General features: G+C 68.7%; 20 protein-coding genes and 1 pseudogene. 14 read left to right on the forward strand and 7 right to left on the reverse strand.

Translation table 11 applies throughout. From position 1 onward, the window contains the following. Positions 1 to 8: 8 nt before the first annotated feature. The 6 genes from AC07NN_RS03705 to AC07NN_RS03730 all read left to right on the forward strand — a co-directional run bounded on the left by AC07NN_RS03705 (position 9) and on the right by AC07NN_RS03730 (position 3,517). Complete coding sequence (locus AC07NN_RS03705) at positions 9 to 335, forward strand: GIY-YIG nuclease family protein (protein WP_494637779.1); 327 nt, start codon at positions 9 to 11, stop codon at positions 333 to 335. Positions 336 to 564: 229 nt separating this feature from the next. Then, complete coding sequence (locus tag AC07NN_RS03710; RefSeq protein WP_494637780.1) at positions 565 to 915, forward strand: ArsR/SmtB family transcription factor; 351 nt, start codon at positions 565 to 567, stop codon at positions 913 to 915. Then, positions 912 to 1,436: an SRPBCC family protein gene (locus AC07NN_RS03715; RefSeq protein WP_494637781.1), complete on the forward strand. Its 525-nt coding sequence runs from the start codon at positions 912 to 914 to the stop codon at positions 1,434 to 1,436. The genes AC07NN_RS03710 and AC07NN_RS03715 overlap by 4 nt, the downstream gene beginning before the upstream one ends. A gap of 171 nt (positions 1,437 to 1,607) precedes the next feature. After that, positions 1,608 to 2,027, forward strand: coding sequence for a hypothetical protein (locus AC07NN_RS03720; RefSeq protein ID WP_494637782.1), 420 nt, complete (start codon positions 1,608 to 1,610; stop codon positions 2,025 to 2,027). Further along, positions 2,024 to 2,629: a glutathione S-transferase family protein gene (locus AC07NN_RS03725; protein WP_494637783.1), complete on the forward strand. Its 606-nt coding sequence runs from the start codon at positions 2,024 to 2,026 to the stop codon at positions 2,627 to 2,629. Before AC07NN_RS03720 ends, AC07NN_RS03725 begins: the two co-directional genes overlap by 4 nt. Positions 2,630 to 2,638: 9 nt before the next feature. Continuing rightward, positions 2,639 to 3,517, forward strand: a complete 879-nt coding sequence (locus AC07NN_RS03730; RefSeq protein ID WP_494637784.1) for an alpha/beta fold hydrolase — start codon at positions 2,639 to 2,641, stop codon at positions 3,515 to 3,517. Positions 3,518 to 3,519: 2 nt separating this feature from the next. On the opposite strand, the gene AC07NN_RS03735 is transcribed toward AC07NN_RS03730, so the two are convergent. Next, a complete protein-coding gene (locus AC07NN_RS03735; protein WP_494637785.1) occupies positions 3,520 to 5,019 on the reverse strand; it encodes an alpha/beta hydrolase in 1,500 nt (499 codons plus the stop codon). Between the two features lie 77 nt (positions 5,020 to 5,096). Here AC07NN_RS03735 and AC07NN_RS03740 point away from each other — a divergent pair, with 77 nt between their 5' ends. After that, positions 5,097 to 6,545, forward strand: coding sequence for a LytR/AlgR family response regulator transcription factor (locus AC07NN_RS03740; protein WP_494637786.1), 1,449 nt, complete (start codon positions 5,097 to 5,099; stop codon positions 6,543 to 6,545). Between the two features lie 54 nt (positions 6,546 to 6,599). On the opposite strand, the gene AC07NN_RS03745 is transcribed toward AC07NN_RS03740, so the two are convergent. Then, positions 6,600 to 7,298 carry a c-type cytochrome gene (locus tag AC07NN_RS03745; protein ID WP_494637787.1) on the reverse strand — a complete coding sequence of 233 codons (699 nt, stop codon included), beginning with the start codon at positions 7,296 to 7,298 and terminating at the stop codon, positions 6,600 to 6,602. 167 nt (positions 7,299 to 7,465) lie between these two features. Here AC07NN_RS03745 and AC07NN_RS03750 point away from each other — a divergent pair, with 167 nt between their 5' ends. The 4 genes and pseudogenes from AC07NN_RS03750 to AC07NN_RS03765 all read left to right on the forward strand — a co-directional run bounded on the left by AC07NN_RS03750 (position 7,466) and on the right by AC07NN_RS03765 (position 9,750). After that, complete coding sequence (locus tag AC07NN_RS03750; RefSeq protein ID WP_494637788.1) at positions 7,466 to 8,203, forward strand: 3-deoxy-manno-octulosonate cytidylyltransferase; 738 nt, start codon at positions 7,466 to 7,468, stop codon at positions 8,201 to 8,203. Continuing rightward, complete coding sequence (locus AC07NN_RS03755) at positions 8,200 to 9,051, forward strand: prephenate dehydratase (protein ID WP_494637789.1); 852 nt, start codon at positions 8,200 to 8,202, stop codon at positions 9,049 to 9,051. Before AC07NN_RS03750 ends, AC07NN_RS03755 begins: the two co-directional genes overlap by 4 nt. A 15-nt stretch (positions 9,052 to 9,066) precedes the next feature. Further along, positions 9,067 to 9,198 (forward strand): annotated as a pseudogene (locus AC07NN_RS03760) (hypothetical protein); the annotation flags it as partial. Positions 9,199 to 9,333: 135 nt separating this feature from the next. Further along, entirely contained in the window at positions 9,334 to 9,750 is a 417-nt protein-coding gene (locus AC07NN_RS03765; protein WP_494637790.1) for an MAPEG family protein, read from the forward strand. Between the two features lie 159 nt (positions 9,751 to 9,909). On the opposite strand, the gene nadC is transcribed toward AC07NN_RS03765, so the two are convergent. Further along, positions 9,910 to 10,767, reverse strand: a complete 858-nt coding sequence (nadC, locus tag AC07NN_RS03770; protein ID WP_494637791.1) for a carboxylating nicotinate-nucleotide diphosphorylase — start codon at positions 10,765 to 10,767, stop codon at positions 9,910 to 9,912. After that, entirely contained in the window at positions 10,749 to 11,384 is a 636-nt protein-coding gene (locus AC07NN_RS03775; protein WP_494637792.1) for a TetR/AcrR family transcriptional regulator, read from the reverse strand. The genes nadC and AC07NN_RS03775 overlap by 19 nt, the downstream gene beginning before the upstream one ends. 62 nt (positions 11,385 to 11,446) lie before the next feature. Between AC07NN_RS03775 and AC07NN_RS03780 the strand changes: the two genes are divergently transcribed. Continuing rightward, positions 11,447 to 12,040, forward strand: coding sequence for a hypothetical protein (locus AC07NN_RS03780; RefSeq protein ID WP_494637793.1), 594 nt, complete (start codon positions 11,447 to 11,449; stop codon positions 12,038 to 12,040). Between the two features lie 2 nt (positions 12,041 to 12,042). Here AC07NN_RS03780 and AC07NN_RS03785 read toward each other — a convergent pair whose 3' ends face one another. Together AC07NN_RS03785 and nadA are read right to left on the reverse strand one after the other, a co-directional pair. Continuing rightward, entirely contained in the window at positions 12,043 to 13,554 is a 1,512-nt protein-coding gene (locus AC07NN_RS03785) for an L-aspartate oxidase (RefSeq protein WP_494637794.1), read from the reverse strand. 159 nt (positions 13,555 to 13,713) lie between these two features. Beyond that, the gene (gene nadA, locus AC07NN_RS03790; protein ID WP_494637795.1) at positions 13,714 to 14,802 is read right to left on the reverse strand and encodes a quinolinate synthase NadA; all 1,089 of its coding nucleotides are present in this window, start codon (positions 14,800 to 14,802) and stop codon (positions 13,714 to 13,716) included. Between the two features lie 689 nt (positions 14,803 to 15,491). Here nadA and AC07NN_RS03795 point away from each other — a divergent pair. Both AC07NN_RS03795 and AC07NN_RS03800 read left to right on the forward strand, forming a co-directional pair. After that, entirely contained in the window at positions 15,492 to 18,455 is a 2,964-nt protein-coding gene (locus tag AC07NN_RS03795; protein WP_494637796.1) for a TonB-dependent receptor plug domain-containing protein, read from the forward strand. 187 nt (positions 18,456 to 18,642) lie between these two features. Then, complete coding sequence (locus tag AC07NN_RS03800) at positions 18,643 to 20,727, forward strand: hypothetical protein (protein WP_494637797.1); 2,085 nt, start codon at positions 18,643 to 18,645, stop codon at positions 20,725 to 20,727. 20 nt (positions 20,728 to 20,747) lie between these two features. Here AC07NN_RS03800 and AC07NN_RS03805 read toward each other — a convergent pair whose 3' ends face one another. Further along, positions 20,748 to 23,147 (reverse strand): hybrid sensor histidine kinase/response regulator, encoded by a 2,400-nt coding sequence (locus tag AC07NN_RS03805; RefSeq protein ID WP_494637798.1) that lies wholly within the window; start codon positions 23,145 to 23,147, stop codon positions 20,748 to 20,750. Positions 23,148 to 23,178: the final 31 nt, after the last annotated feature.

The raw sequence follows: 23,178 nt of genomic DNA on the forward strand, positions 1-23,178 counted from the left end.
AGCCGCCCATGGCGCCGCGTGAAGCCTGGATCGCCGTCTACATGATGGCCGACCACTACCGCGGCACGATCTATACCGGCGTCACGGGCCGCTTCATCACGCGGGTCACGGACCATCGCGAGCTGAGAGGTTCAGGTTTCACTCGGAAATACGGCCTTAAGCGTCTCGTCTGGTACGAGGAGTTCGACTTGATGACCGAAGCGATCCAGCGAGAGACATCGATCAAGCGTTGGCCGCGCCAATGGAAGGTCAATCTGATCGAGCGCGACAATCCCCGCTGGGATGACCTCTACGCCGCCGTGTTTGAATGGACGCCTGTTCCGCGCCAGTTCTAACCCACAAAAGCTCCCGTCATTCCCGCCCTTGTGGCGGGAACCCCTCTGTCCGCCGCTGGTGCGGAGATGTGGCGGGCCAGCCCGCCAATGCGCCTCACTTGTCAGTTGAACCAGGGGTTCCCGCCACAAGGGCGGGAATGACGGAGTGTTTTTGAAGCGTTCTTGACCTTGTCAGTGAAGTCGAACTCCGCCCCTTGACGGCCATAAATATGCATGAAAATGTATATGTATGGATACGCAGATAAATCTCTTCCAGGCCCTGGGCGACACCACCCGCTTTCGCATCGTCGAGGCCATGAAGGCCGGGGAGTGCGCCGTCGGCGACATCGTCGAGCGGATGGACATCCATCAGTCGGGCGTCTCGCGGCACCTGCGCATCCTGACCGAGGCCGGGATCGTCCAGATGCGGCCCGACGGCCAGAAGCGGCTCTACTCGCTGCGCCGCGAGGCTTTCGATGAACTGGAGGCCTGGGTGGAAAGCTACCGACGACACTGGGAGGCGCGGCTGGATCGGTTCGGCGCCGCTCTCGCGCGAAATCGAGCGGCCGCCGAGGCCGCCGCCAAAGAGGATTCCGAATGAGCACCGCGACCGTGGGCGCTCGCGCCCAGTTTTCCGTCGAACGCACCTACGCCGCCACGCTGGACGAGGCCTGGGCGCTGTGGACCACCAAGGACGGCATCGAGTCCTGGTGGGGTCCGGAGGGGTTCGAGGTCAGCGTCGTCTCGCTGGACCTGCGCCCCGGCGGCGAGCTGAACTATCTGATGATCGCCGTCACGCCCGAGATGGTGGCCTTCATGCGGCAGTCGAACATGCCGCTGCCGACGCCGTGCAAGATCACCTACACCGAGGTCTCGCCGACCCATCGCCTGGCCTACAAGACCCTGACCGACTTCGTGCCGGGCGTCGCGCCCTACGACGTCAACACGGTCGTGGAGCTGGCGGCCACGGCGGCCGGGGTCAAGCTGACCATCACCTTCGACGCCATGCACGACGACGCCTGGACCGAGCGCGCTCGCGCCGGCAACGAGAGCCAGCTGCGCAAGCTGGACGCGCTCATGGGCGCCGCCAGCGAGGGGGACAAGCCGTGCATCGCCGGCTGACCCACGCCAAGCGGAGAGGTTGGTCGCGGGTCTGGCCGGGATCGTCGCATAGCTGACCATGGGCGGTAGACGGCGGGGCCGCCGTGGTGCGCCGTCGCGTCGCCGGTGCGGGCCATCGCCCGGCCATTGAGCTGGACGCGCCGATGGGCGTGACCAGAGAGGGGGAAATTCATGCATCGCAGACTGATCAGCGTCGGGGCCGTGGTCGCCGGGTTCCTGGTGACCGCCGTGACCTCGACCGTCGTGGACTCCATCCTGCACGCGACCGGCGTCTATCCGCCCGTCCCGCAGCGGATGTCGGAAGGCCTGTTCGTCCTGGCCTTCGCCTATCGCGCCGTCTTCACCGTGGCCGGCGGTTATGTCGCCGCCCGTCTCGCGCCCGACCTGCCCATGCGCCACGCCTGGGTCCTGGCGGGGATCGGCGTCGTCGCCGGCCTGGCGGGGATCGGCGCCTGGCGCTCCATGGGCGGCGAAGCGATCGGGCCCCTGTGGTACGCCCTCTCTATGCCGGCCATGGCCATTCCTTGCGTCTGGCTGGGCGGCAAGCTGGCCGTCCGTCATCGGGCCTCGGCCCAGGAGGTTCGAGCATGATCACGATCCACGACTTCCCCGGCGGCGCGCGCGGCCTGCGGACCTCCTGGCTGTGCGAGGAGATGGGCCTGGCCCACGCCTTCAGCCCGGTCGGCTTTCCGCCCAGCCCGGAGTATCGCGCCCTGAACCCGTTCGGGACCGTGCCCTTCCTGCAGGACGGCGAGGTCGAGATCGGCGAGTCGATCGCCATGCTGCTGTACGTCGCCGGCAAGTACGGGCCGACCGACCTGCTGCCGGCGACGGATGATCCGCGCTACGCCAAGGTCCTGCAGTTCACCCTGCTGGGCGAGGCCTCTCTGTCGGCCTCGATGACGCCGCTGATCGCCGCCCGCTTCGCCGCGCCCGAGGACCAGAAGCGCAACTGGTCGGTGGTCGCTTGCGAATACCGGCTCAAGGGCTTGCTGGAGCTGCTGGCCGAGACGGTCGGCGACCGCGACTTCCTGGTCGGCGACAGCCTGACCCTGGCCGACATCTCGGTCGCGACGGGCCTGGCCATCTGGATCGGCGCGGTCGGCCAGGAGATCCCGCCGCGCCTGCAGGCCTATCTCGACCGACTCAAGGCGCGCCCGGCCTATCAGCGGGCCAAGGCCGGGCACCAGTAGGAGGCCGCCATGCGATCGCCTTTCCTGGCCGTGCTGCTGATCAGTCTCGGCGTGGCCGGGACGGCCGTCGCGGCGCCGACCAGCCGGTTCGTCGAGGTCGGCGGCGGCGTGCGCCTGGCGGCCGTGTCCCAGGGCGCGCCCAGCAGTCGCCCGGCGGTGGTGTTCGTCACCGGCTGGCGGGTGACCAAGGCCGTCTGGCGTCCGCACATGGCCACCCTGGCCAAGGACCGGCTGGTCGTGGCCTTCGACCCGCGCTCGCAGGGCGGCTCGACCATCACGGCCGAGGGCGTGACGCCCGAGCAGCGGGCGCGCGACCTCGCGGCCCTGCTGGACGCCTATGGGCTGAAATCGGTGGTGCTGGTGGCGTGGTCGCAGGGCGTGCAGGACCTGGCGGCCTTCGTCCGGCAGGAGGGAACGGGCCGGCTGGCCGGCGCCGTCCTGGTCGACGCGCCGATCAGCGCCGGCAGCGCGGGCGTCAAGGCCGCGCCGGAGGCCGCCGCCCGGACGCTGGACATGGTCGCCCTCTACCAGCGCGTCCCGCGCCCCTATACCGAGGGCATGCTGGAAGCGATCATCTCGCGCCCGCCGCCGCCGGCCGAGATGACCGCCATCGTCGACGAGGCCATGAAGACCCCGTCCGCCATCGGCGCGGCCATGCTGGTGTCCGACCTGCTGGGCCCCGACCGCACCGACGCCATCGCCAAGCTGGATCGTCCCGCCCTGGTGATCGCCGCCGCCCGCTCGCCCGAGCTGGAAGCCCAGCGCGACATGGCGCGACGGTTGCCCAAGGGCCGGTTCGAGATCGTCCCGGACGCCAGCCACGCGCTGTTCATCGACGCGCCCGAACGGTTCGACGCCCTGCTCGCCGGCTTCCTGGCCGAGCTCTGAGACTAGGCCAGCTTGAACTTCGGCGGCGGCAGGCTCAGCCGGATGTCGGCCACGGTTTCGCCGCGGAAGAACTTCACCAGCAGGCCCTGGACGTCGGGATGGGCCTCGAAGACGTTGTGGCCGGCGTTCTCGACGATCACCCGCGACTTGCGCCGGAACTGGGCCGCCACCTCGTCCTGCTCGGCCATCGGCGTGCGGCCGTCCAGCGTGCCGGCGAGCAGCAGGGCGGGATGCTCGATGCGCAGCGGCGTCCGGAAGGTCTCGCCCAGATCGGCGCCTGGGACCACGCCCAGCAGCTGCGGCATCGGGAAGTTCAGCGCCGAGCCCAGCACGGCGGTCTTGGCCTCGCGGCGTACCAGGGCCAGCCGGCCCGGCGAGATCCCGGACGCCAGGTCCGTGGCCTCGGGCATGCCGGCGATGCCGAGCAAGCCCGCGAACTCGCCCATGAACGGCGCCAGAACCTCCGTCTTGCCGGCGTCGAGCGCCAGGTAGAGGCCCGGCAGCATGACCAGGGTCTGCGGATTGGCGATCAGCCCGCCCGCCATCAGCTGGATGGCGAAGCCGCCGATCCGCAGGTCGACCGGCGCGCCGTTCAGCTTGGCGGTCATCGTGATGGGGTTGGCCTCCAGCTTGGCGTGCACCCGCCGCATCAGGGCCGGCAGGTCGGGGATCGCCGCGCGGACGGCCGGGTCGGCGGCCAGCAGGCCGTCCACCTGGCGCAGGAGGGCGTCGACCGCCGAGGGCCGCTTCACGGTCTGGTCCTGGCCCTCGAGGCTGGCCAGGGCCACGCGGCCGACCCGGTCGCCGTGCCGCTTGAGCATGCTCAGCGCCAGGTGCGTGCCATAGCTGATGCCCCAGAGATCGACCTTCTCCGCGCCCAGGTGGCGGCGCAGGTCGTCGATGTCGTCGGCGTTCTGTTCGGTGTTGTAGCCGGTCATGGCTACGCCGGCCTTGGTCCAGTCGGCCCAGGCCTCCTGGAAGTCCTGGCGGAAATAGGCGGTCAGTCCGGCCTCGGTGAACACCGGCGGCGGGCGCGTCGAGGTCGGCCGCTCGGGGATGGCGTTGGACAGGCCCGTACCTCGCTGGTCGAAGGCAATGACGTCGGCCACTTCGCGCAGGGCCATGAAGATCGGGAAGCGCGGTCCGCCCGCCGCTCGTGTCGCCAGGCCGCCCGGCCCGCCGGCCAGGTAGACGATCGGCGGCCCCGGCTTGGCCGCCGTCGAGGCGAACCGGACATAGCTCAGCCGGATCTTCCGCGACTTGGGATCGCGGCGATCTTCCGGGACCTCGAAGAAGCCCCGCTCGGCCTCGGTGTCCTGGCCCTGCCAGCCCTTGAAGCGGAAGGCGCCGGGCTGCGTCGCCGGCGCGGCGGCCGAAGGCGAAAGGGCCTGGGCGAGCGCCAGGGTCGGGAAGGCCAGGCCGGCGGCGGTGAGCAGGGCGCGGCGATTGAGTGCGGTGTGGGTCATGCCGACAGCTGAGCCGTCCGCCGCGCCGGCCGCCACGCCGCTTCGGCCAACGGCGCCCGATCGTCGGTGAATGGCGGCGCATCTCGGCGAATGGCGCCCTATAGGGTGAGGCCATGTGGCGAACCTTGCTTACCGGCCTGCTGCTGGCCGGCTTCACGACTCTGGCCCAGGCGCGCGAGACGCCGTGGCAGGCCTGTCACGGCGCGATGGGGCCGGACGGCCCGGTGCTGAGCGACTGCCGGCCGATCCAGGATTTCGTCGATCCTCAGGGCCGCGAGCTCTGGATCCGCTCGACCATCGACACGCCGAAGGACACCCGCCAGCACGCCCTCTATGTGGCGGGCGCGGCCTCGTCGGAGGCCTGGCTCAATGGCCAGCGCCTGGGCGCCAACGGCCACCCCGGCGCGGATGCGCGGGAAGAGGCCCCGGGACGCTACCAGGCGACCTTTCCGATCCGCGAGGCCACTTGGCGGTCCGGCGCGAACACCCTGGTGCTGCACCTGTCGTCGTTCCACGGGACCTTGCGCCTGGACCGGCCAATGAGCGCCATCGTCGTCCTGCCCTATCCCTATCCGCAGCGGATCGCGCTGCTGGCCGTCACCTTCGTGGCGGCCGGGGCCCTGCTGGCGGCGGCCTTCGGTTTCGGGGTCATCCACGCCATGCGCCGCACCGGGTCCAGCCTGGTGCTGGCCTGCATGGCCGGGGTCGCGGCCCTGCAGGCCATCGTCGAGAGCCTGCGGCCGCTGTTCGACTATCCCTATCCGCTGCACGCGTGGCGGATGAGCGCCATCTGGGCGCTGGCGGCCGCCTTCGCGATCCTGCTGGTGAGCTATGCCGCCACCCGTTTCCTGCCCAAGGCGCGCAACCTGCTGATCGGTCTGGCCGTGGCCGTGGTCGGCGCCACGGTCCTGCTTCCGGGGTTCGACATCAAGACAGTCTGGGCGCTGATCCTGGGCGTGGCCATCGCCACCCTGCCGGCCGCGGCGGGCGTGCGCGGCAAGCGGCCCGGCGCGCGGCTCACCCTGGCCTATCTGGCGCTGTTCCTGGCGCTGGCCCTCGGGTTCCCCGAGTGGCTGGCCGACTTCTCCTACTTCCTGCTCGCCGCCGGCCTGGTGCTGCCGCTGCTGATGGTCGAGGTGGTGCGGCTGGGCCGCGACGACCGGGGCCGTGAAGCCGCCCTGACCGCCGCCGCCAGCCGCCCCGATCGCCTGACCGTGGCCTCGGCGCGCGGGGTCGAACTGGTGCCGATCGCCGAGATCCTGGCCGTGGTGGGGGCCGACGACTATGTCGAACTGCGGCTGGTCGGCGGCCGCAGCCTGCTGCACGCCGCGCGCCTCGACGGCATGGCGAGCCAGCTTCCCGTCAGCTTCCTGCGCGTCCACCGGTCCGTGATCGCCAACCTGGCCCAGGTCCAGCGGCTGGAGCGCGACGGCGACCGCTGGCGGCTGCATCTGAGCGAAGGCGCGCCCTTGCCGGTCAGCCGCTCGCGCCAGCCCGCCCTGCGCGAGGCCCTGGACGCGCCGCCCGTCGTTTCCGGGCGGGCCATTCCCGAGCAAGCATGAAAAAAGCCCCGGAGTTTCCTCCGGGGCTTCTTCGATCCTGGTGTTCCGAGAGCCTTAGGCCTTCGGCGGAGCAGCAGCGCCACCAGCGGCCGGGGCGGCCGGAGCAGCGGCGGCGCCGGCGGCCGGAGCCGTCGTGCCACCCGCGGCGCCCGGGGCGGCGGCGTCAGCGGCGGCAGCGCCTTCAGCGGCCGGAGCCGCGGCGGCGGCCGGACGCGGCGGCGGGACCGGCAGCTTCGAGCCGAGGCTGTGCAGGTAGGCGATCATGGCGATCCGGTCTTCCGGCTTCTTCAGACCGACGAAGGTCATGTTGGTGCCGGGGACGTCCTTACCGGGCGCCTTCAGGAACAGGTACAGGGCGTCGTAGTCCCACACCGGCGTCTTGCCGGAGAAGTCCTTCATCGCGCCCGAATAGTTGAAGCCCGGGTGAGCGGCGGGCTTGCGGCCCAGCACGTCCCACAGGCCAGGGCCGGTCGCGTTGGCGTTCGAGGCGTCCAGCTTGTGGCAGGCCGCGCACTTGGCCGCGACGGCCTCGCCGGCGGCCACGTTGGCCGGGGTCAGGACGGCGGCCCAGTCGGGCGGCGTGTCGACGGCGGCGGCGCCACCGGCGGATTCTTCCTGGACCGCGATCTCGTAGCCGGCCTTCTCGACTTCATGCTTCTTGAAGACGATGTCCGACGCTTCCCGCAGACCGAAAATAACGAGGCCGGTCAGCAGCACGCCGCCAGCGATCTTGTTGAACGTCAGGTCGCTCATTTCAGCCTAGTCAGCCTCTTGTCGGCCCACCCCAGGGCGGGCTTGAAACCAGCACGGCGGAATCGTCAGGACGAGTCCGCAACGCGCGTCATGTTGCGCTCGCGTCTCTTACACGCTACCGCCCCTCGCGCAACCGGTCCGCAAAGATTTGAGGCCCAGAACCGTTGATGAACCCGATCGTCCTGATCCCCGCGCGGATGGCCGCGACCCGCCTGCCGGGCAAGCCGCTGGCCGATATCGGCGGTGTCCCGATGATCGTCCGGGTTCTGAACCAGGCCCTGGCGGCGAACATCGGCCCGGTGGCCGTCGCCGCCGGCGATCCCGAAATCGTCGAGGCCGTGCGGGCCGCTGGCGGCGTGGCGGTGCTGACCGACCCCGAACTGCCCTCCGGCTCGGACCGCATCCTGGCCGCGCTGGCAGAGCTCGATCCGGGCTTCGAGCACGACGTGGTCATCAATCTGCAGGGCGACATGCCCTTCGTCGACCCGGCGGTGCTGAGCGACTGCGCTCGGATACTTAAGGAGTTCGACGACGCCGACATCGCCACCGTCGTCGCGCCTGAGGCCTCGCCGGCCGACCGGACGAATCCGGATGTCGTGAAAGCCGTGCTGGCCATGGAGGACGACGGCCAAAGCGGTCGCGCGCTCTATTTCACCCGCTCGACGCTCTATGGCGACGCGCCGGTCTGGCGCCACATCGGCATCTACGGCTATCGCCGCGAGGCGCTGGTGGTGTTCAACGACGCCGCCCCCTCGGCCCTCGAAAAGCGTGAGAAGCTGGAGCAGCTGCGCGCCATGGAGCTGGGCCTGACCATCCGCGCCGCCGTGGCCGCCGAAGCCCCCATCTCCGTCGACAACCCTTCCGACCTCGAAGCGGCCCGCAAGCAGGCCCAGGAAACCGCATGAGCATCCTCAAGAAGATCGCCTTCCAGGGCGAGCCCGGCGCCAACAGCCATGAGGCCTGCCGCACCTATTTCCCGGAGTACGAGGCCTATCCCTGCGCCACGTTCCAGGAGGCGTTCGAGGCCATCAAGTCCGGTGTCTGCCAGTTGGGCATGATCCCGATCGAGAACTCGATCGCCGGCCGGGTCGCCGACGTCCACCACCTGCTGCCGGCCTCGGGCCTGAAGATCATCGGCGAGCGCTTCAAGCCGATCCGCTTCCAGCTGATGGCCAACAAGGGCGTCAAGCTGGCCGACATCAAGCTGGTGGCCTCGATGCCGATCGCCCTGGCCCAGTGCCGCAACAGCCTGCGCAAGCTGGGCGTGGCGACCGAGGGCGCGGGCGACACCGCCGGCGCGGCCAAGGCCCTGGCCCTGAAGCCCGAGCCGACGCGCGGCGCGGTGGCCCCGGCCCTGGCCGCCGAGATCTACGGCCTCGACATCCTGGCCAGCGACATCGAGGACGAGCGCCACAACACCACGCGCTTCCTGGTGATGACGGCCGACACCGCCCCCGCGCCGCCGCCGTTCACCCACCGCTGCGTGACCAGCTTCGTGTTCAAGGTTCGCAACCTGCCGGCCGCCCTCTACAAGGCGATGGGCGGCTTCGCGACCAACGGCGTCAACATGACCAAGCTGGAAAGCTACATGGAGGACGGCGCCTTCACCGCCACCTTCTTCTACGCCGAGGTCGACGGGCGGCCCGAGGACCGCAGCCTGGCCTTGGCGTTCGACGAGCTGAAGTTCTTCTCGGAGAAGTTCGAGATCCTGGGGGTGTATCCGGCCGATCCGTTCCGGGATCGGGGGAACTAGCTCCCACATAAACCACCGTCATTCCCGCCCTCGTGGCGGGAACCCCTCTGTCCGCCGCGGGTGCGGCAGAGGCGAACCGCTGGCGGTTCGCTTGCGCTTCACGTGTCAGCTGAACCAGGGGTTCCCGCCACAAGGGCGGGAATGACGGATGTATTTGTTAGGTGGCTTGGCAGCCCTGCTCATCCACCTTCCCCAAGCGTCACCATTTCCGATACCCACGTTCTCTGCTTTTCTTCCCAGGCAAAAACCAAGATTCCTGGGGAGGGACGTTTGCAAAGTTCGATGCCAAGTTCGATGATCGCGCCGGTGATGGCGCTGGTGGCGTGGTCGCTGGTGATCTGGGTCTGGATGTACATCCAGCGGATCCCGGCGATGCAGAAGGCCGGGATCAAGCCGCAGGATGCGCGGTTCCCGGGCTCGCTGGACAAGCTGCCCGACGGCGCGCGCCAGGCGGCCGACAACTACAACCACCTGATGGAGCAGCCGACGATCTTCTACGCGGCGGCCCTGGCCATCCAGGTCGCCGGACACACCGACGGCATGGCCGTGCACTTGGCCTGGGTCTATGTCGCCGTGCGCGTGCTGCACAGCCTGCTGCAGGTGAGCGTGAACCTGGTGGCGGTGCGGTTCCTGCTGTTCGTCATCTCCACCGGCGTGCTCGGCGCGATGGTGGTGCGGGAGCTGATGCAGGTTTTCTAGCGCGGAAAACCCCTCTCTCTGAGAGAGAGGAAGGGGCCCGCCGCGTAGCGGTGGGAGGGTGAGAGGTTACAGCGCCAACCGGAGTGCCGGCACGCCGTCGAGCCTCGTAACCACTCACCCCAACCCTCTCTCAAAAGAGAGAGGGAGCTCGCCTTGCCGCTAGATGGCGTCGAGGCCAATATCGAGCACCGGCGCCGAATGCGTCAGCGCCCCGACGCTGATTACGTCGACGCCCGTCTCCGCGATGGCCCGCACGGTGGCCAGGTTCACCCCGCCCGAGGCCTCGATCACCGCCCGCCCCTTGGCCAGGCTCACCGCCGTCCGCAGGTCGTCGAGGCTGAAATTGTCCAGCATCACGACTTCTGGCCCGTGTTTCAGCGCCTCTTCCAGCTGGTCCAGGCCGTCGACCTCGACCTCGACCTTCACCAGGTGGCCGGCATGGGCCCGCGCCCGGCGGACGGCTTCGCCGACGCCGCCGCAGGCGACGACGTGGTTGTCCTTGATCAGGATGGCGTCATCCAGGCCGAAGCGATGATTGACCCCGCCGCCGCAGCGGACGGCGTATTTCTCCAGGGCGCGCAGGCCCGGCGTGGTCTTGCGGGTGTCGACGATGGTCGCGCCGGTGCCCTCGACCAGGCGGACATAGGCCCGGGTCAGGGTGGCGATGCCCGACAGGCGGCCCAGCAGGTTCAGGCCCGTGCGCTCGGCGATCAGCACGGCGCGGGCGTTGCCCTCGGCGCGGGCCAGGACGGTGCCCGGCAGCACGTCCGAGCCGTCAGGGGTCACCACCTCGAAGGACGCGCTCGGGTCCAGCGCCGCCAGCGACAGCCGCGCGCACGACAGGCCCGAGACCCGGCCGTCCTGGCGGCTGGCCCAGACCACCGACAGGCGCGCGTCCGGGTCGATGCAGGCCTCGCCGGTGATGTCGCCCGCGCGGCCCAGGTCTTCGGCCAAGGCGAGGTCGACGATCGGGCGGACCAGCAAGTCAGCCAGCGGGGTCACGGAAGCGGCAGCCATTGGGTTTCCTTCAGGGGCGCGCCGGCGCCCGACAGCAGAGCTTGGGTGAGGGTCTTGGTCGCCCGCCGCACCTCGACGCCGGCGGCCTGCGGATCGGCGGCGGCGGCGATGCGCAGCACGCCTTGCACGAAGGCCCCGAACATCAGGTGGGCCAGGGCCGGCACGACGTCGGGCTCGATCAGCTTCTCGTCGGCCAGGTGCTCCAGGGCGTGGGCGATCAGGCCGACGCCCACCGGCTCCTGCATCGCCGTCCAGCCGTCGACGCCCAGCACGGTCAGGCCGTCGACCAGCAGCAGACGACGCGCGTCCGGCGCGTCATAGGCGTCGTACAGGCGGTCGGCGCCGATGACGATCTCGTCCAGGTGATGGGCCGACTGGCCCATGCTGGCGGTCTCGACGCGGTCGCGGACATCGGCCAGCACCGCCTCGCAGGCGGCGCGGAACAGGTCGGTCTTGTCCTTGAACTGGTAGTAGACCGCGCCCTTGGTCAGGCCCGCCGCGGCGGCGATGTCGTCGACCGAAACCCCCTCGAACCCCCTGTCGGCGAACAGGCGGCGCGCCTCGGCGACCAGGCGCTGGCGGTTCGTGAGAGGCGGGGGGCTTGACGGCATACTCATGGTATGACGATCATACTGTCGGTATGACAAGCGCGAACACGCGCTGCAGGGGAGGTGACGCGATGAAGCTTTCGACCCCAATGATCGTCCTGGGCGCGACCGTGGCGGCCCTGGCCGTCGGCGGCCTGGGCTTCATGAGCGCCGGTGGCTGGAACCACGAGGGCGCGCTGATGGCCACGCGGCTGACGGCGCGGTTCGCGTTCCCGATCTTCCTGCTGGCCTGGAGCGCCTCGGCGATCGCGACCCTGTTCCCGGGCGGCTGGCGCACGACGCTGTTGCGCCGCCGACGCGCGGTGGGCCTGTCGTTCGCGGCGGCGCATTTCGTCCACCTGGGCTTCATCGTGATCGTGGCGTTCGTGTTCCGGCATCAGCTGAACCCGGTCAGCATCTATGGCGGCGGCTTCGTCTATGTGCTGATCGCGGCCATGGCGGCGACGTCCAACAACGCCGCGATCAAGGCGCTGGGCCCGGCGCGCTGGAAGCTGCTGCACATGGTCGGTGGCATCGGCATCCTGCTGGTCTTCACCAACAGCTATGTCGGCCGGCTGATGACCAAGCCGATGCTGGCGATCCCGGCCCTGGCGCTGATCGCCCTGGCCGTGACCCTGAAGGTCGCCGCCTGGATGAAGCGTAGCCGGCGTCTTCAAGCCGCCTGATCTCACGCGGCTTGGCGGCGCAGCGCGCCGGCCGCCTCCAGCGTGACGAAGGTGCGGACCGGCTCGGCCGTGGCGGGGAAGTCGCTGCGGAAGTGACCACCCCGGCTTTCCTGGCGGGCCAGGGCGCTGTCGACGATCAGCCGCGCGGCGACCAGGGTCGGGCAGGGACCGAAAGCTGGCTCCAGGGCGGCGATCTGTTCCGAGAGGCGGGTCAGGCCCGCCTTGTCGCGGATCACCCCGGCGTCACGGCTCATCGCTCGGCGCAGGACCTGCAGCGTGGCGTCCGGCAGGTCGGGTAGGGGCGTCAGGCTGACCGGCTCGCCGCCGACCTGGCCTTCAGCCGCCGCCGCATGGCCGGCGCGGGCGCCGAACACGGCCGCTTCCAAGAGGCTGTTGGAGGCCAGGCGGTTGGCGCCCTGCACGCCCGTCGAGGCGCACTCGCCGGCGGCATAGAGGCCCGGCAGGCTGGCGCGGCCGTCGAGGTCGGTGGCGACCCCGCCCATGTGATAGTGCACGGCCGGGACGACCGGGATCATCTCGCGGCGCGGATCGATCCCGCCACTGCGGCAGGCCTCGAACACGGCGGGGAACTCGTGCGGGAAGTGGGCGCCGACCGCCGTCGTGGCGTCGAGGAAGGCGCCTCGGCCGGCGGCGCGCTCGGCGTGGATGGCGCGGGCGACGACGTCACGCGGCGCCAGCTCCTTGGCCGGGTGGTAGTCGGCCATGAAGGCGCGGCCATCGGTATTACGCAGGATCGAGCCTTCGCCGCGCAGGGCCTCGGTGGCCAGCGGGGCAGGATCGCGGCCGATGTCGATGGCCGTGGGGTGGAACTGCACGAACTCCGGATCGGCGATGGTGGCGCCGGCGAGAGCGGCCAGGCCCAGGCCCTCGCCGCGCACCTGGGCGGGGGTGGTGGTGACGGCATAGAGACCGCCGACGCCGCCGGTGGCCAGGATCACGCTGTGGCTGCGGATCTCCACGAGTTCGCCGTCGATCTCGGCCAGGACCCCGACGACGCGGCCGGTCTTGTCCTGCAGCAGGCGACGAGCGCGGGCGTTCTCGCGGATCTCGATGCTCGGCGTCGCGCGGACGGTCGCGATGACGGCCGCCATGATCGCCGCGCCGGCCCCGTCGCCGCCGACCCGGGCGACCCGCGCCTTGGCGTGGGCGGCCTCGAGGCTGAGGACGAATTCGCCGCCGGTCTTGCGGTCGAACGGGGCGCCGAGGGCGGCGAGGTCACGGACGGCCTGCGGACCTTCGCGTGTCAGCAGTTCAACGGCTTCGGGATCGCAGAGGCCCGCGCCGGCGGCGATGGTGTCGGCCGCGTGCAGCTCGGGCGAGTCATCGCCGGCCAGCGCGGCGGCCATGCCGCCCTGCGCCCAGGCGCTGGAGCAGCCGGTCGCCAGCGGCGTCGGCGACAGGACGAGAGCCTTCTCAGCCGCCAGGGCGGCGGTGAGGCCGGCAAGGCCAGCGCCGAGGATGACGGGGCCGTCGAAGGCGATACGCTCGATCATTCTACGCTCCACTCCCTTCCCCTTGATGGGGAGGGGCCGGGGATGGGGTGAACACGGCTGTCCAGCCTCATCGAGAAAGTCCGGGAAGGACGGTGGAAGCGGATCGGCCGCGTCACCCCCATCCCCAACCCTTCCCCCATCGAGGGGGAAGGGAGCTCTTTAGATCAGCTCCACATCCACGTGATGCCGCGCCTTCACGAGGTCGTACCGGGCCGGGCTGGCCGGCGGCGGCAGGTCGATCATGCGCTGCACCGCCAGGCGCGCGCGGTCGAGGACGTCGGCGTCGACCGTGACCTCGTACTGCTCGTGGACCAGGGCGTCGTAGATGTTCTTCAGCGTGATGCGCTTCATGTGCGGGCACATGTTGCAGGGGCCGATGAACTGGGTCGCCGGGCTTTCGGCCTGGACGTTGCTGGCCATCGAGCACTCGGTGATCAGCACCACCTGGGCCGGCTTCCGCTCGGCGACATAGTCGTTCATCGCCGCCGTGGAGCCCGCGAAGTCGGCGGCTTCCAGGATCTCGGCCGGGCACTCGGGGTGGGCCAGGACTTCCGCGCCCGGCCAGGCCGCGCGCATGTCGGCGATGTCGCTGACGCTGAAGCGCTTGTGGACTTCGCAATGGCCCGCCCAGGCGATGATCTTGACGTCGGTCTGGCGCGCGACGTTGCGGGCCAGGAACTCGTCGGGGATCAGGATGACTTTGTCGACGCCCCATTCCTTGGCGGCCCACTCCACCACCTGCACCGCATTGGCGCTGGTGCAGCAGATGTCGGTCTCGGCCTTCACGTCGGCGGTGGTGTTGACGTAGGTGACCACCGGGATGCCCGGATAGCGCTGCTTGATTAGCCGCACGTCGGCGCCGGTGATCGAAGACGCCAGGCTGCAGCCGGCCTTGAGGTCCGGGATCAGGATCTTCTTTTCGGGCGAGAGGACCTTGCTGGTCTCGGCCATGAAGTGCACGCCGGCCTGGACGATGATCTTGGCGTCCGACTTGGCGGCTTCCTTGGCCAGGGCCAGGCTGTCGCCCACGAAATCGCCCACGCCGTGGAAGATGTCCGGCGTCATGTAGTTGTGGGCCAGGATCGCGGCGTTCTTCTCGCGCTTGATCCGATTGATCTCGGCGATCAGCGGCGCCTGTACGCGCCACTCCATCGGGGTGACGTGGTGCTTGACCTTGTCCCAGATTCCGTCGGTCTCCGCCTCGACTTGGGCGGTGAACTCGAGCGGCGCCGCAAAACCGTCGGCCATCTGATTCTCCGTTATGCTCAAAGTGAGCATTTCCAGGGCCTCAAAAAACGCCGGAGCCTTGCAGGTGTTCCCTTCGGGCGGTCCGACGCAGGGGTTATGCTGAAAGTGAGCAAAACCGTTGTGACACATATAGCCCGTCCGCGCCGGAATGCAAACCGGCTTAATCTGAAAGCATGGCGCCATTTTCTGAGGCGGCCCGTGACGGGCGGGGTGGGGGCGTCAGGGTGCGGCGACCCGTCGCAGCGGTCGGCGCTTGCCAAGACCAGCGGGGAAGTCGCGAGGTTTTGGGCTTACATATCCGTAATGTGGAAGAAAAATTCCGCCACCGTGGCGGATGCGCGGAATGCTATGAGCGTTTTACGACGCCCTAAATGTACAGTATTTGGTGTACAAGTAAAAATCAGGCGCTTCGATGCATCGAATTTCAATATCTTATATGAAATTATATTATTGGAAGTAGTGAACTGATCTTCGTTCTTTTATCAGAAGGTTCGGCGGGTGTCCTCATTACGAGTTTGTAAGGCTGTGACTTTATTGCGACAGGCTTTTGGCGTCGTATTTCAACCTCGCAATGTTCGTTGACCTGAGATCGTTTAAGTCCGTAGCTCCCCCGCAGCCGGGCTCCATTCCGAGAGTCCGGAACCCGTGCATGTACGCATGCGCGGCGCAGAGACGCTGGGGAGTATACCTTGAATACGAAGTCCATCCGGGAGCGCCTGCTCGCTTCCTCCATGATCTGCGGCGCCGCCGTGGCCATGCTTGGCGCCGGCCAAGCCGCCGCGCAGACGGCCCCCGCTGCCCAGAACGCCGACCAGACGCAAGTTGAGGAAATTGTCGTCACCGGTTCGCTGTTCCGCCGCACCGACACCGAAACCCCGTCGCCGGTCACGGTGATGACGTCGGAAACGCTGGCCCACGCCGGCATTACGACCGCCTCGGACGCCATCCGCTCGATCTCGGCCGACGGCGCCGGCTCGATCGGCACCGGCTTCCAGAGCGGCTTCTCGGCCGGTGGTTCGGCCGTGTCGCTGCGCGGCCTGGGCGTCTCGTCGACGCTGGTCCTGGTCGACGGCCTGCGTTCGACCAACTTCCCGATCAACGACGACGGCCACAACGCCTATGTCGACCTGAACTCGATCCCGTTCAGCCTGATCGACCGCATCGAAGTGCTGAAGGACGGCGCGTCGTCGTCGTACGGCGCTGACGCCATCGGCGGCGTCGTGAACCTGAAGCTGAAGAAGCAATTCGTCGGCGTTAAGGGCAGCGCGGAAGCCGGTGAAAGCGATCGCGGCGACGCCGAGAGCCGTCGCGCCGACATCACGCTGGGCTACGGCGACTACGCCGAGACCGGCTGGAACGTCTACGTGAACGCCGAGTATCAAACCAACGGCCGGGTCACGAACCACAGCCGCGGCTTCCCGTACAACACCCAGGACCTGCTCTCGATTGGCGGCCTGGACAACAACACCGCCGACCAAGCCCTGACCACCGCCACGCCGAACGCCGTCGTGACCCGCGTCAGCCAGTCGGACCTGAACAACCCGCTCGCGGGCAAGGTCGGCTCCCCGCTGACCGTCAACTACCAGTCGCTGAACCTGAACTGCGCCAACGGCACCTATACCCAGGTATCGGCCGCCGCCAACGGCACGGGTTGTAAGTGGAACCTGGTCGACTCCTACAGCCAGATCGCGCCGAAGCAGAAGCGCTACGCCTTCAACGGTCGCCTGAGCGCCCGTCTGAGCGAAAACGTCGAAGCCTACGCCACGGGCAGCTACTCGATGTCGGAAGTCGACATCATCAGCGCGCCGCGCGCCCTGCGCGCCACGCAGCCCTTCGGCGGCGCGCCGTCGCTGGCCTCGTCGAACCCGGGCATCGTGCTGCCGGTCTACATCTGCGCCGCCGGTGTGAACTGCGCCACGGATCCGACCCGCACCCTGAACCCGAACAACCCGTTCGCCGCCGCCTTCGCCGCTGACCCGGCCAACGGCGCCGCGCGTATCTACTACCTGTTCGGCGACCTGCACTCGGGCAGCAACCGCAAGAACGAAGTCATCCGCGGCACCTTCGGGTTCAACGGTTCGTTCGGCGACGACTGGAACTGGCGGATCGAGGGCGTCGGCGCTCGCGACAACCTGCGCCTGACCCAGTTCGGCTACCTGAACATCGCCAACACCCTGAAGGCCATCAACACCGGCGCTTACAACTTCGTCGATCCGTCGAAGAACACCCAAGCGGTCCGCAACTCGATCTCGCCCGACCTCGTCACGCCGTCGCACTCGTCGGTCATGTCGCTGGACGGCTCGATCACCAAGTCGCTGTGGACCCTGCCGGGTGGTGACATGCAGCTGGCCGTTGGCGGTCAGATCCGCAAGGAAGTCCTGGAAAACAACAACCAGAACGCCCGCCTGGACACCTGGACCCTGTCGACCGCCTCGGCGTTCGGCAAGCACACCGTCAAGGCCGTCTTCTTCGAAGTCGCCGCCCCGGTCATGGACACGCTCGAACTGAACGTGTCGGGCCGTTACGACGACTACTCGGAAGGCTTCAGCCACTTCTCGCCGAAGTTCGGCGCGAAGTTCACCCCGATGAAGCAACTGGCTTTCCGCGGCACCTTCTCCAAGGGCTTCCGCGCGCCGACCTTCGCTGAATCGGGCCCGCGCTCGCAATATGCCGGCTTCGTCACCACGACCCCGCCGGTCCCCTTCCAGACCGCTCACGGTGGTTCGACCAACCCGTACGCCCAGGCCTACAGCCTCGGCCGCGGCGTGGCCGGCAACCCGAACCTGAAGCCGGAAACCTCGCGCAGCTTCACGCTGGGTACGATCGTCGAGCCGACCCGTTGGCTGTCGATGACCGTCGACTATTACAACGTCAAGAAGTCTGACCTGATCACCTCGGGCCCGGACATCTCCAAGGCCGTGGCCGCCTACTACGCCGCCGGCAACCAAACGGCTGGCTGCGCCGCTGTCGCCGCCGTCGGCGCTGGTTACTCGTGCAACGTCGTCGACGCGCCCGATCCGCTGTTCCCGACCGCGCAACCGCGCGTTCTGATCATCAACGTCCCGTACGTGAACGCCAACTACGCGATCACGGCCGGCGTGGACTTCGCGGCCACCGGCAAGTTCAACCTGACGGACAACATCAAGTGGACCAGCCGCGTCGAGGTCACCCACCTGCTGAAGTACGACCTGCACACCGGTACGGAAGTGCAGAAGTACGCCGGCACGCTGGGTCCGTACGACCTGTCGTCGGGCAACGGTACGCCGGACTGGAAGGGCAACTGGCAGAACACGCTCGCCTTCGGTGAGAAGTACACCCTGTCGGCGACCGCCTACTATGTCGGCAGCATCAAGTCGGTGGCTCCGGACACCAACGGCAGCAGCGAGTGCACGGCGGGCAACCCGTACGGCACCGGCAACGCCGCCGTGGCCGGCAAGTTCTGCAACATCAAGCGCTTCATCAACGTGGACATGAACGCCACGGCGGAAGTGAAGGAAGGCGTGCAACTGTACGCCAACGTCGGCAACGTCTTCGACAAGAGGGCCCCGATCGCGCCGGGCGCTTACGCCTCGGCTCCGAACTTCCTGACCACCTACCACTACGCCGGCCTGGTCGGCCGTACGTTCAAGGTGGGCGTGCGCTTCGAGTACTAGTTCGACCCACCTTCGGGTGAGTTGAGAGGGCCGGCTCCGCAAGGGGCCGGCCCTTTTCTTTGGCCGAAATCCCGGGGCGAAGCTCTGCCACGTTCACGATGGCGTGTTGGTTCTATTGCACCGCCTAGCCGCACCATTTCGCGAGTCCGGCGTTAGAGGGCTGTTCAACGCTCTTTAGGGTAGCAAAATGGCCACGCTTCAAGTCCTGCGGACGACCTACAGCGACGTCGCCCGCATCCGGTACGCGGACATTTCCGCCACCGACAATCTCGCCCTCCAAGCCCTCGCAAACAGTGTCGACACGTCGGCCCTGACCTTGACCGAGGCGCGCGCCATGGTGGCCAAGATGGCCTACAACACCACTTCGGTGGCGTCCCTGGCTTACTACTTCTTCGTCGGCGTCACCCCGACCGCCGGCGGCTTCGACTATCTGGTGTCGCCGGTCGGCGGCAACGTCACCAACCTGAACTCGGCCTATTACGCGACGTTCTCGGCCGAGAACCGCTACATCAACTTCGCGGTGGCCCTGGGCAAGGGCGGCGCCGGTTCGGCGCGCTTCACGGCGGCCTATGGGGCGCTGGATCTCAACACGGCGATGACCAAGGCCTATACCGAGATCTTCGGCTTCGCCCCCGAGGCCAGCAAGGTCAGCACCTTGCTGAACGAGCTGGTCCCGAACGGCAAGGGCGGGACCTTCACCCGCGCCGAATACTTCGCCTCCTATGGCGGTGACGGCCTCAACGGCCAGGGCACCAAGGCGGCCATGGTCGGCTGGCTGCTGGCCGAAGGCGCCAAGAGCGGGATCGGTGTCTACGCCGCCGCCAACCAGGCCTTCCTGGCCGACCTCAGCATCGATGGCGAGGCCAACTACAATGTCGACCTGCTAGGGGTCTACGGCGCGCAGGCGACCTATCCGAACGGCGCCTCGATCACGGCGGCGATCGACCAGAGCGTCTCGCTCAGCGCCTCGGCGCCCGAGCTGCGGGCGACGACGGGCAGCGACACGATCGCCGGCGTCGACAGCAACGCGGCCCAGCTGATCTCCACCGGCGACGGCCATGACCGGATCACCTTCACCGGCGGCTTCGCGGGCTATATCGACTCCGGGATCGGCAACGACATCATCAGCGTCGGCGTCCTTGCCGCCTCGACGGTGGTCCAGGGCGGGCAGCCGAACGGCACGATCTCGGCCGGCGCGGGCAACGACACCATCACCGTGGGCCGGATGGCCGACGGCGCGGTGATCGACGGCGGCGCGGGCGAGGACACGGCCACGATCGCCTTCAACACGGACTCGGTGCTGAACCCCCGGATCAGCAATGTCGAGCACGTGATCATCAGCGGCGCGACCATCACGTTCGGCGGCATCCCGACCAGCGGCTGGGCGGGGCTGAAGGACATCACGGTCAAGACGGCGGCGACGGTGACCGACATCGCCGACGGCGTCGCGTTCGAGCTGAACGGCGTCAGCAGCGGCGCTGTGGTCGCTAACTACCACACGGACCTGATCTTCAGCGGCTCCAGTTCCACCCTGGTCGGCGCCAAGTCGGTGACGGTCCGGCTCGACGGGGTCTCCAACGGCGGTGCGACGCCGACGACCCTGGCCGTGGGCAGCGACGACGGTCCCCTGATCCTCAATGTCCAGAGCAACAGCGCCCTGCAGTCGATCACCGGCGGCGGGTCGGTGGTCATCACCGGCATCGGTCGCCTGACGGCCGGCTTCACCACCTTCAACCTGGACGCCTCGGCCTCGGCCGGCGTGGACATCACCAAGATCGGCTCGGCGACGGTCAACAACGGCACCACCGCCGTGCTGTCGGGCTTCAACGACACGATCGCGGTGGATCTGCGGGGCCAGGCGAGCGGGGTCTACACCCTGGGCGCGGGTTCCGACGTCTTCAGTCTGTACCAGGACGGCTTCGCCTCGCCGCGGTTCTCGAACCTGACGCTGGACGGCGGCAAGATCACCACGATGGCGGTGATTACCGACTTCGTGAAGAGCGTGGACCAGGTCAATCTGGGCGCGGCCATCACGTCCGTGGTGACCAACCTCAGCGCGGGCTCGGCGACGACGTTCGAGCAGGCGCTGGCCAATGTGTCCGTGCAACTCGCCGCCAACGGCACCGCCGTCTTCACCTACAATGGCGACAGCTACATCTATCACCAGGACGCCACCGTGGGCCTGAACAGCGGCGATGGCCTGATCAAGCTGGTCGGCGTCACCAGCCCGACGGTCGGTATCGGCGCCAGCGTCGATATCCACTACACCTAGGCCTCGGCCGGGCGCGTCCGCTAGTGCGGGCGCGCCTGCGCAAGCGCCTGGGCCAGGGTCTCCAGCGAGAAGGGCTTGCTGATGAACGGCCAGTCGCCCGCCCGCGCACGGCCCTGGTCGCCGCCGGTATAGCCCGAGCACAGCACCACCGGCAGGCCAGGACGGTCGGCGGCCAGCTTCTCGGCCAGGTCCACGCCGCTGCGTCCGCCCGGCATGATCACGTCGCTGAGCACCAGCTGGATGCCGGCGTCCTGCTCCAGCCGTGACAGGGCCTCATCGACCCCGCCGGCCCGCACCACCGAGTGTCCCAGGTCGTGCAGCATGGCGTCGACCAGCTCGGCCACCTGCGGGTCGTCTTCCACCAGCAGTACGTGCGAGGGGACCTGGGTCTGGACGTGGTCGACCTGCGGGGCGATGTCGGCCGCCGTGTCGCCCTCGACCACGGGCAGCAGCAGGGCCACCGTCGCGCCCTGGCCGGGCTTGCTCTCGATATCGACCGATCCGCCCGACTGCCGCGCGAAGCCGTAGACCTGCGACAGGCCCAGGCCCGTGCCCTCGCCGGGCGCCTTGGTGGTGAAGAACGGTTCGACCGCCCGGACGATGGTGCCCGCGTCCATGCCCATGCCGGTGTCGCGCACGGCCACGCGCAGATACTTGCCGGGCTCCAGCTCGCCCTGCTTCTTGCTGATGGTGACGGGGCGTGACTCGATGGTGACCTCGCCGCCCGGCGGGGTGGCGTCGCGGGCGTTGACCACCAGGTTCAGCAGGGCCGCCTCGAACTGGCCCGCATCGATCTTGGTCGCGCGCACTCCCGCGCCCAGGCGCAGATTGAAGGTGTAGGCGTCGCCCAGGGCGCGCTTCAGCAGCCCTTCGCACTCGGCGATCAGGCGGTCGACGCGGCAGACCTCGGGCTTCAGCGGCTGGCGACGAGCGAAGGCCAGCAGGTGCTGGGTCAGCTTCTCGCCGCGCTTGGCCGCCGCCAGGGCCGCGCCCACCATCCGCTCGCGTCGGCGCTCGTCCTCAGGGTGGCGCTCGACTACGTCCAGGGCGCCGATGATCACGGTCAGCAGGTTGTTGAAGTCGTGAGCCACGCCGCCGGTCAGCTGGCCGATGGCCTCCAGCTTCTGGGACTGCAGCAGGGCCGCCTGGGCGGCGTCGCGCTCGGCCACGGCGGCCGAGACGCGGTCGGCCAAGAGTTCGTTGACGCCGGTCAGCTTGGCTTCGGCCTGCTTGGCGTCGGTGGTGTCGAAGGCCATGCCGATGAAACCGACAAACTCACCGGCCGGGTCGAAGCGCGGTTGCGAGAACGACTTCAGCCAGCGCCATTCGCCGTCGGCGCGGCGATAGCGGCCCTCCAGGCTGAACGGCTGGCGCGAGGCTTCGCCCTGGACCTGGGCCTTGAGGATGTTGGGCAGGTCCTCCGGGAAGAGGCGCGTGCGCCAGTCCATGGTCAGGGCGCCGTCGTAGTCGAGGCCGGCGAACTCGACATAGGCCTTGTTGATGAACTCGCGCACGCCGCCCAGGCGCGACACCCACATCAGGGCCGGGGCGCTGTCGGCCAGGGTCCGGAAGCGGGCCTCGCTTTCGCGCACATGGGCCTCGGCGCGGCGGCGGTTGGTGACGTCGAAGTTCAGGCCGATCATCCGCACGGCCTTGCCGGTTTCGTCGCGGATCACCTCGCCGCGCCCGTGGACCCAACGCTCGCCGTGGCTGACGTCGGCCAGCCGGTACTCGACCTCGTAGTCCTCGAGGTCCTTCAGGGCCCGGCGGATCCGCTCGTTGGTCATCGTCCGGTCATCGGGATGGACGTAGCGGGGCACGTCGCTCAGGCCGATGACGATGTCCTCGGGAATGCCCATGTTTCGCCGCGCGCCGGGCGACAGGTAGAGCTCACCGGTGACCAGATCGTAGTCCCACGGCCCCACCCCGGCGGCGGTCTGGGTGACGCGCAGCCGGGCCTCGGCGTCGGCGCGCTCCTCGCGGGCCCGGGCCAGGCTGCGCATGGCGCCGCGCAGGCCTTCCGCCGCCGCCACGACCATCAGACCGCACAGCAGGAAGATGACCATGGTGGCCAGCTCGTCCTCGGAGATGCGCACCGCGCCCTGGTCGCTCCACAGCCACCAGCCGAAGCCGGCGCCCGCGACGAGGGGGACCAGACCCCAGCGCCAGCCGGCGTAGAGGGTCACCATCATGATGGCGGGGAAGAACGGCTGGGTCGCGCCCACGCCGCCATGCAGGCCCAGCAGCGCGATGCGCATCAGGACCGCCATGGCCACGCCGATCAGGGACGCGACGGCGCATCGCCACGCCGGCGGGGGAACCGGAGGGATCAACCAGGCGCTAATCAGCCCGTGAATGCGTCCTTGTTCGTCCGAGGCCAAGATCGGGGCGTCTTTGTGCTCCATCCCCGCTCCAAGCAAAGATGTCTTGCCAAGAGCATGGACACGCTTA

The organism is Caulobacter sp. GW821-FHT09H08, assembly GCF_059415885.1.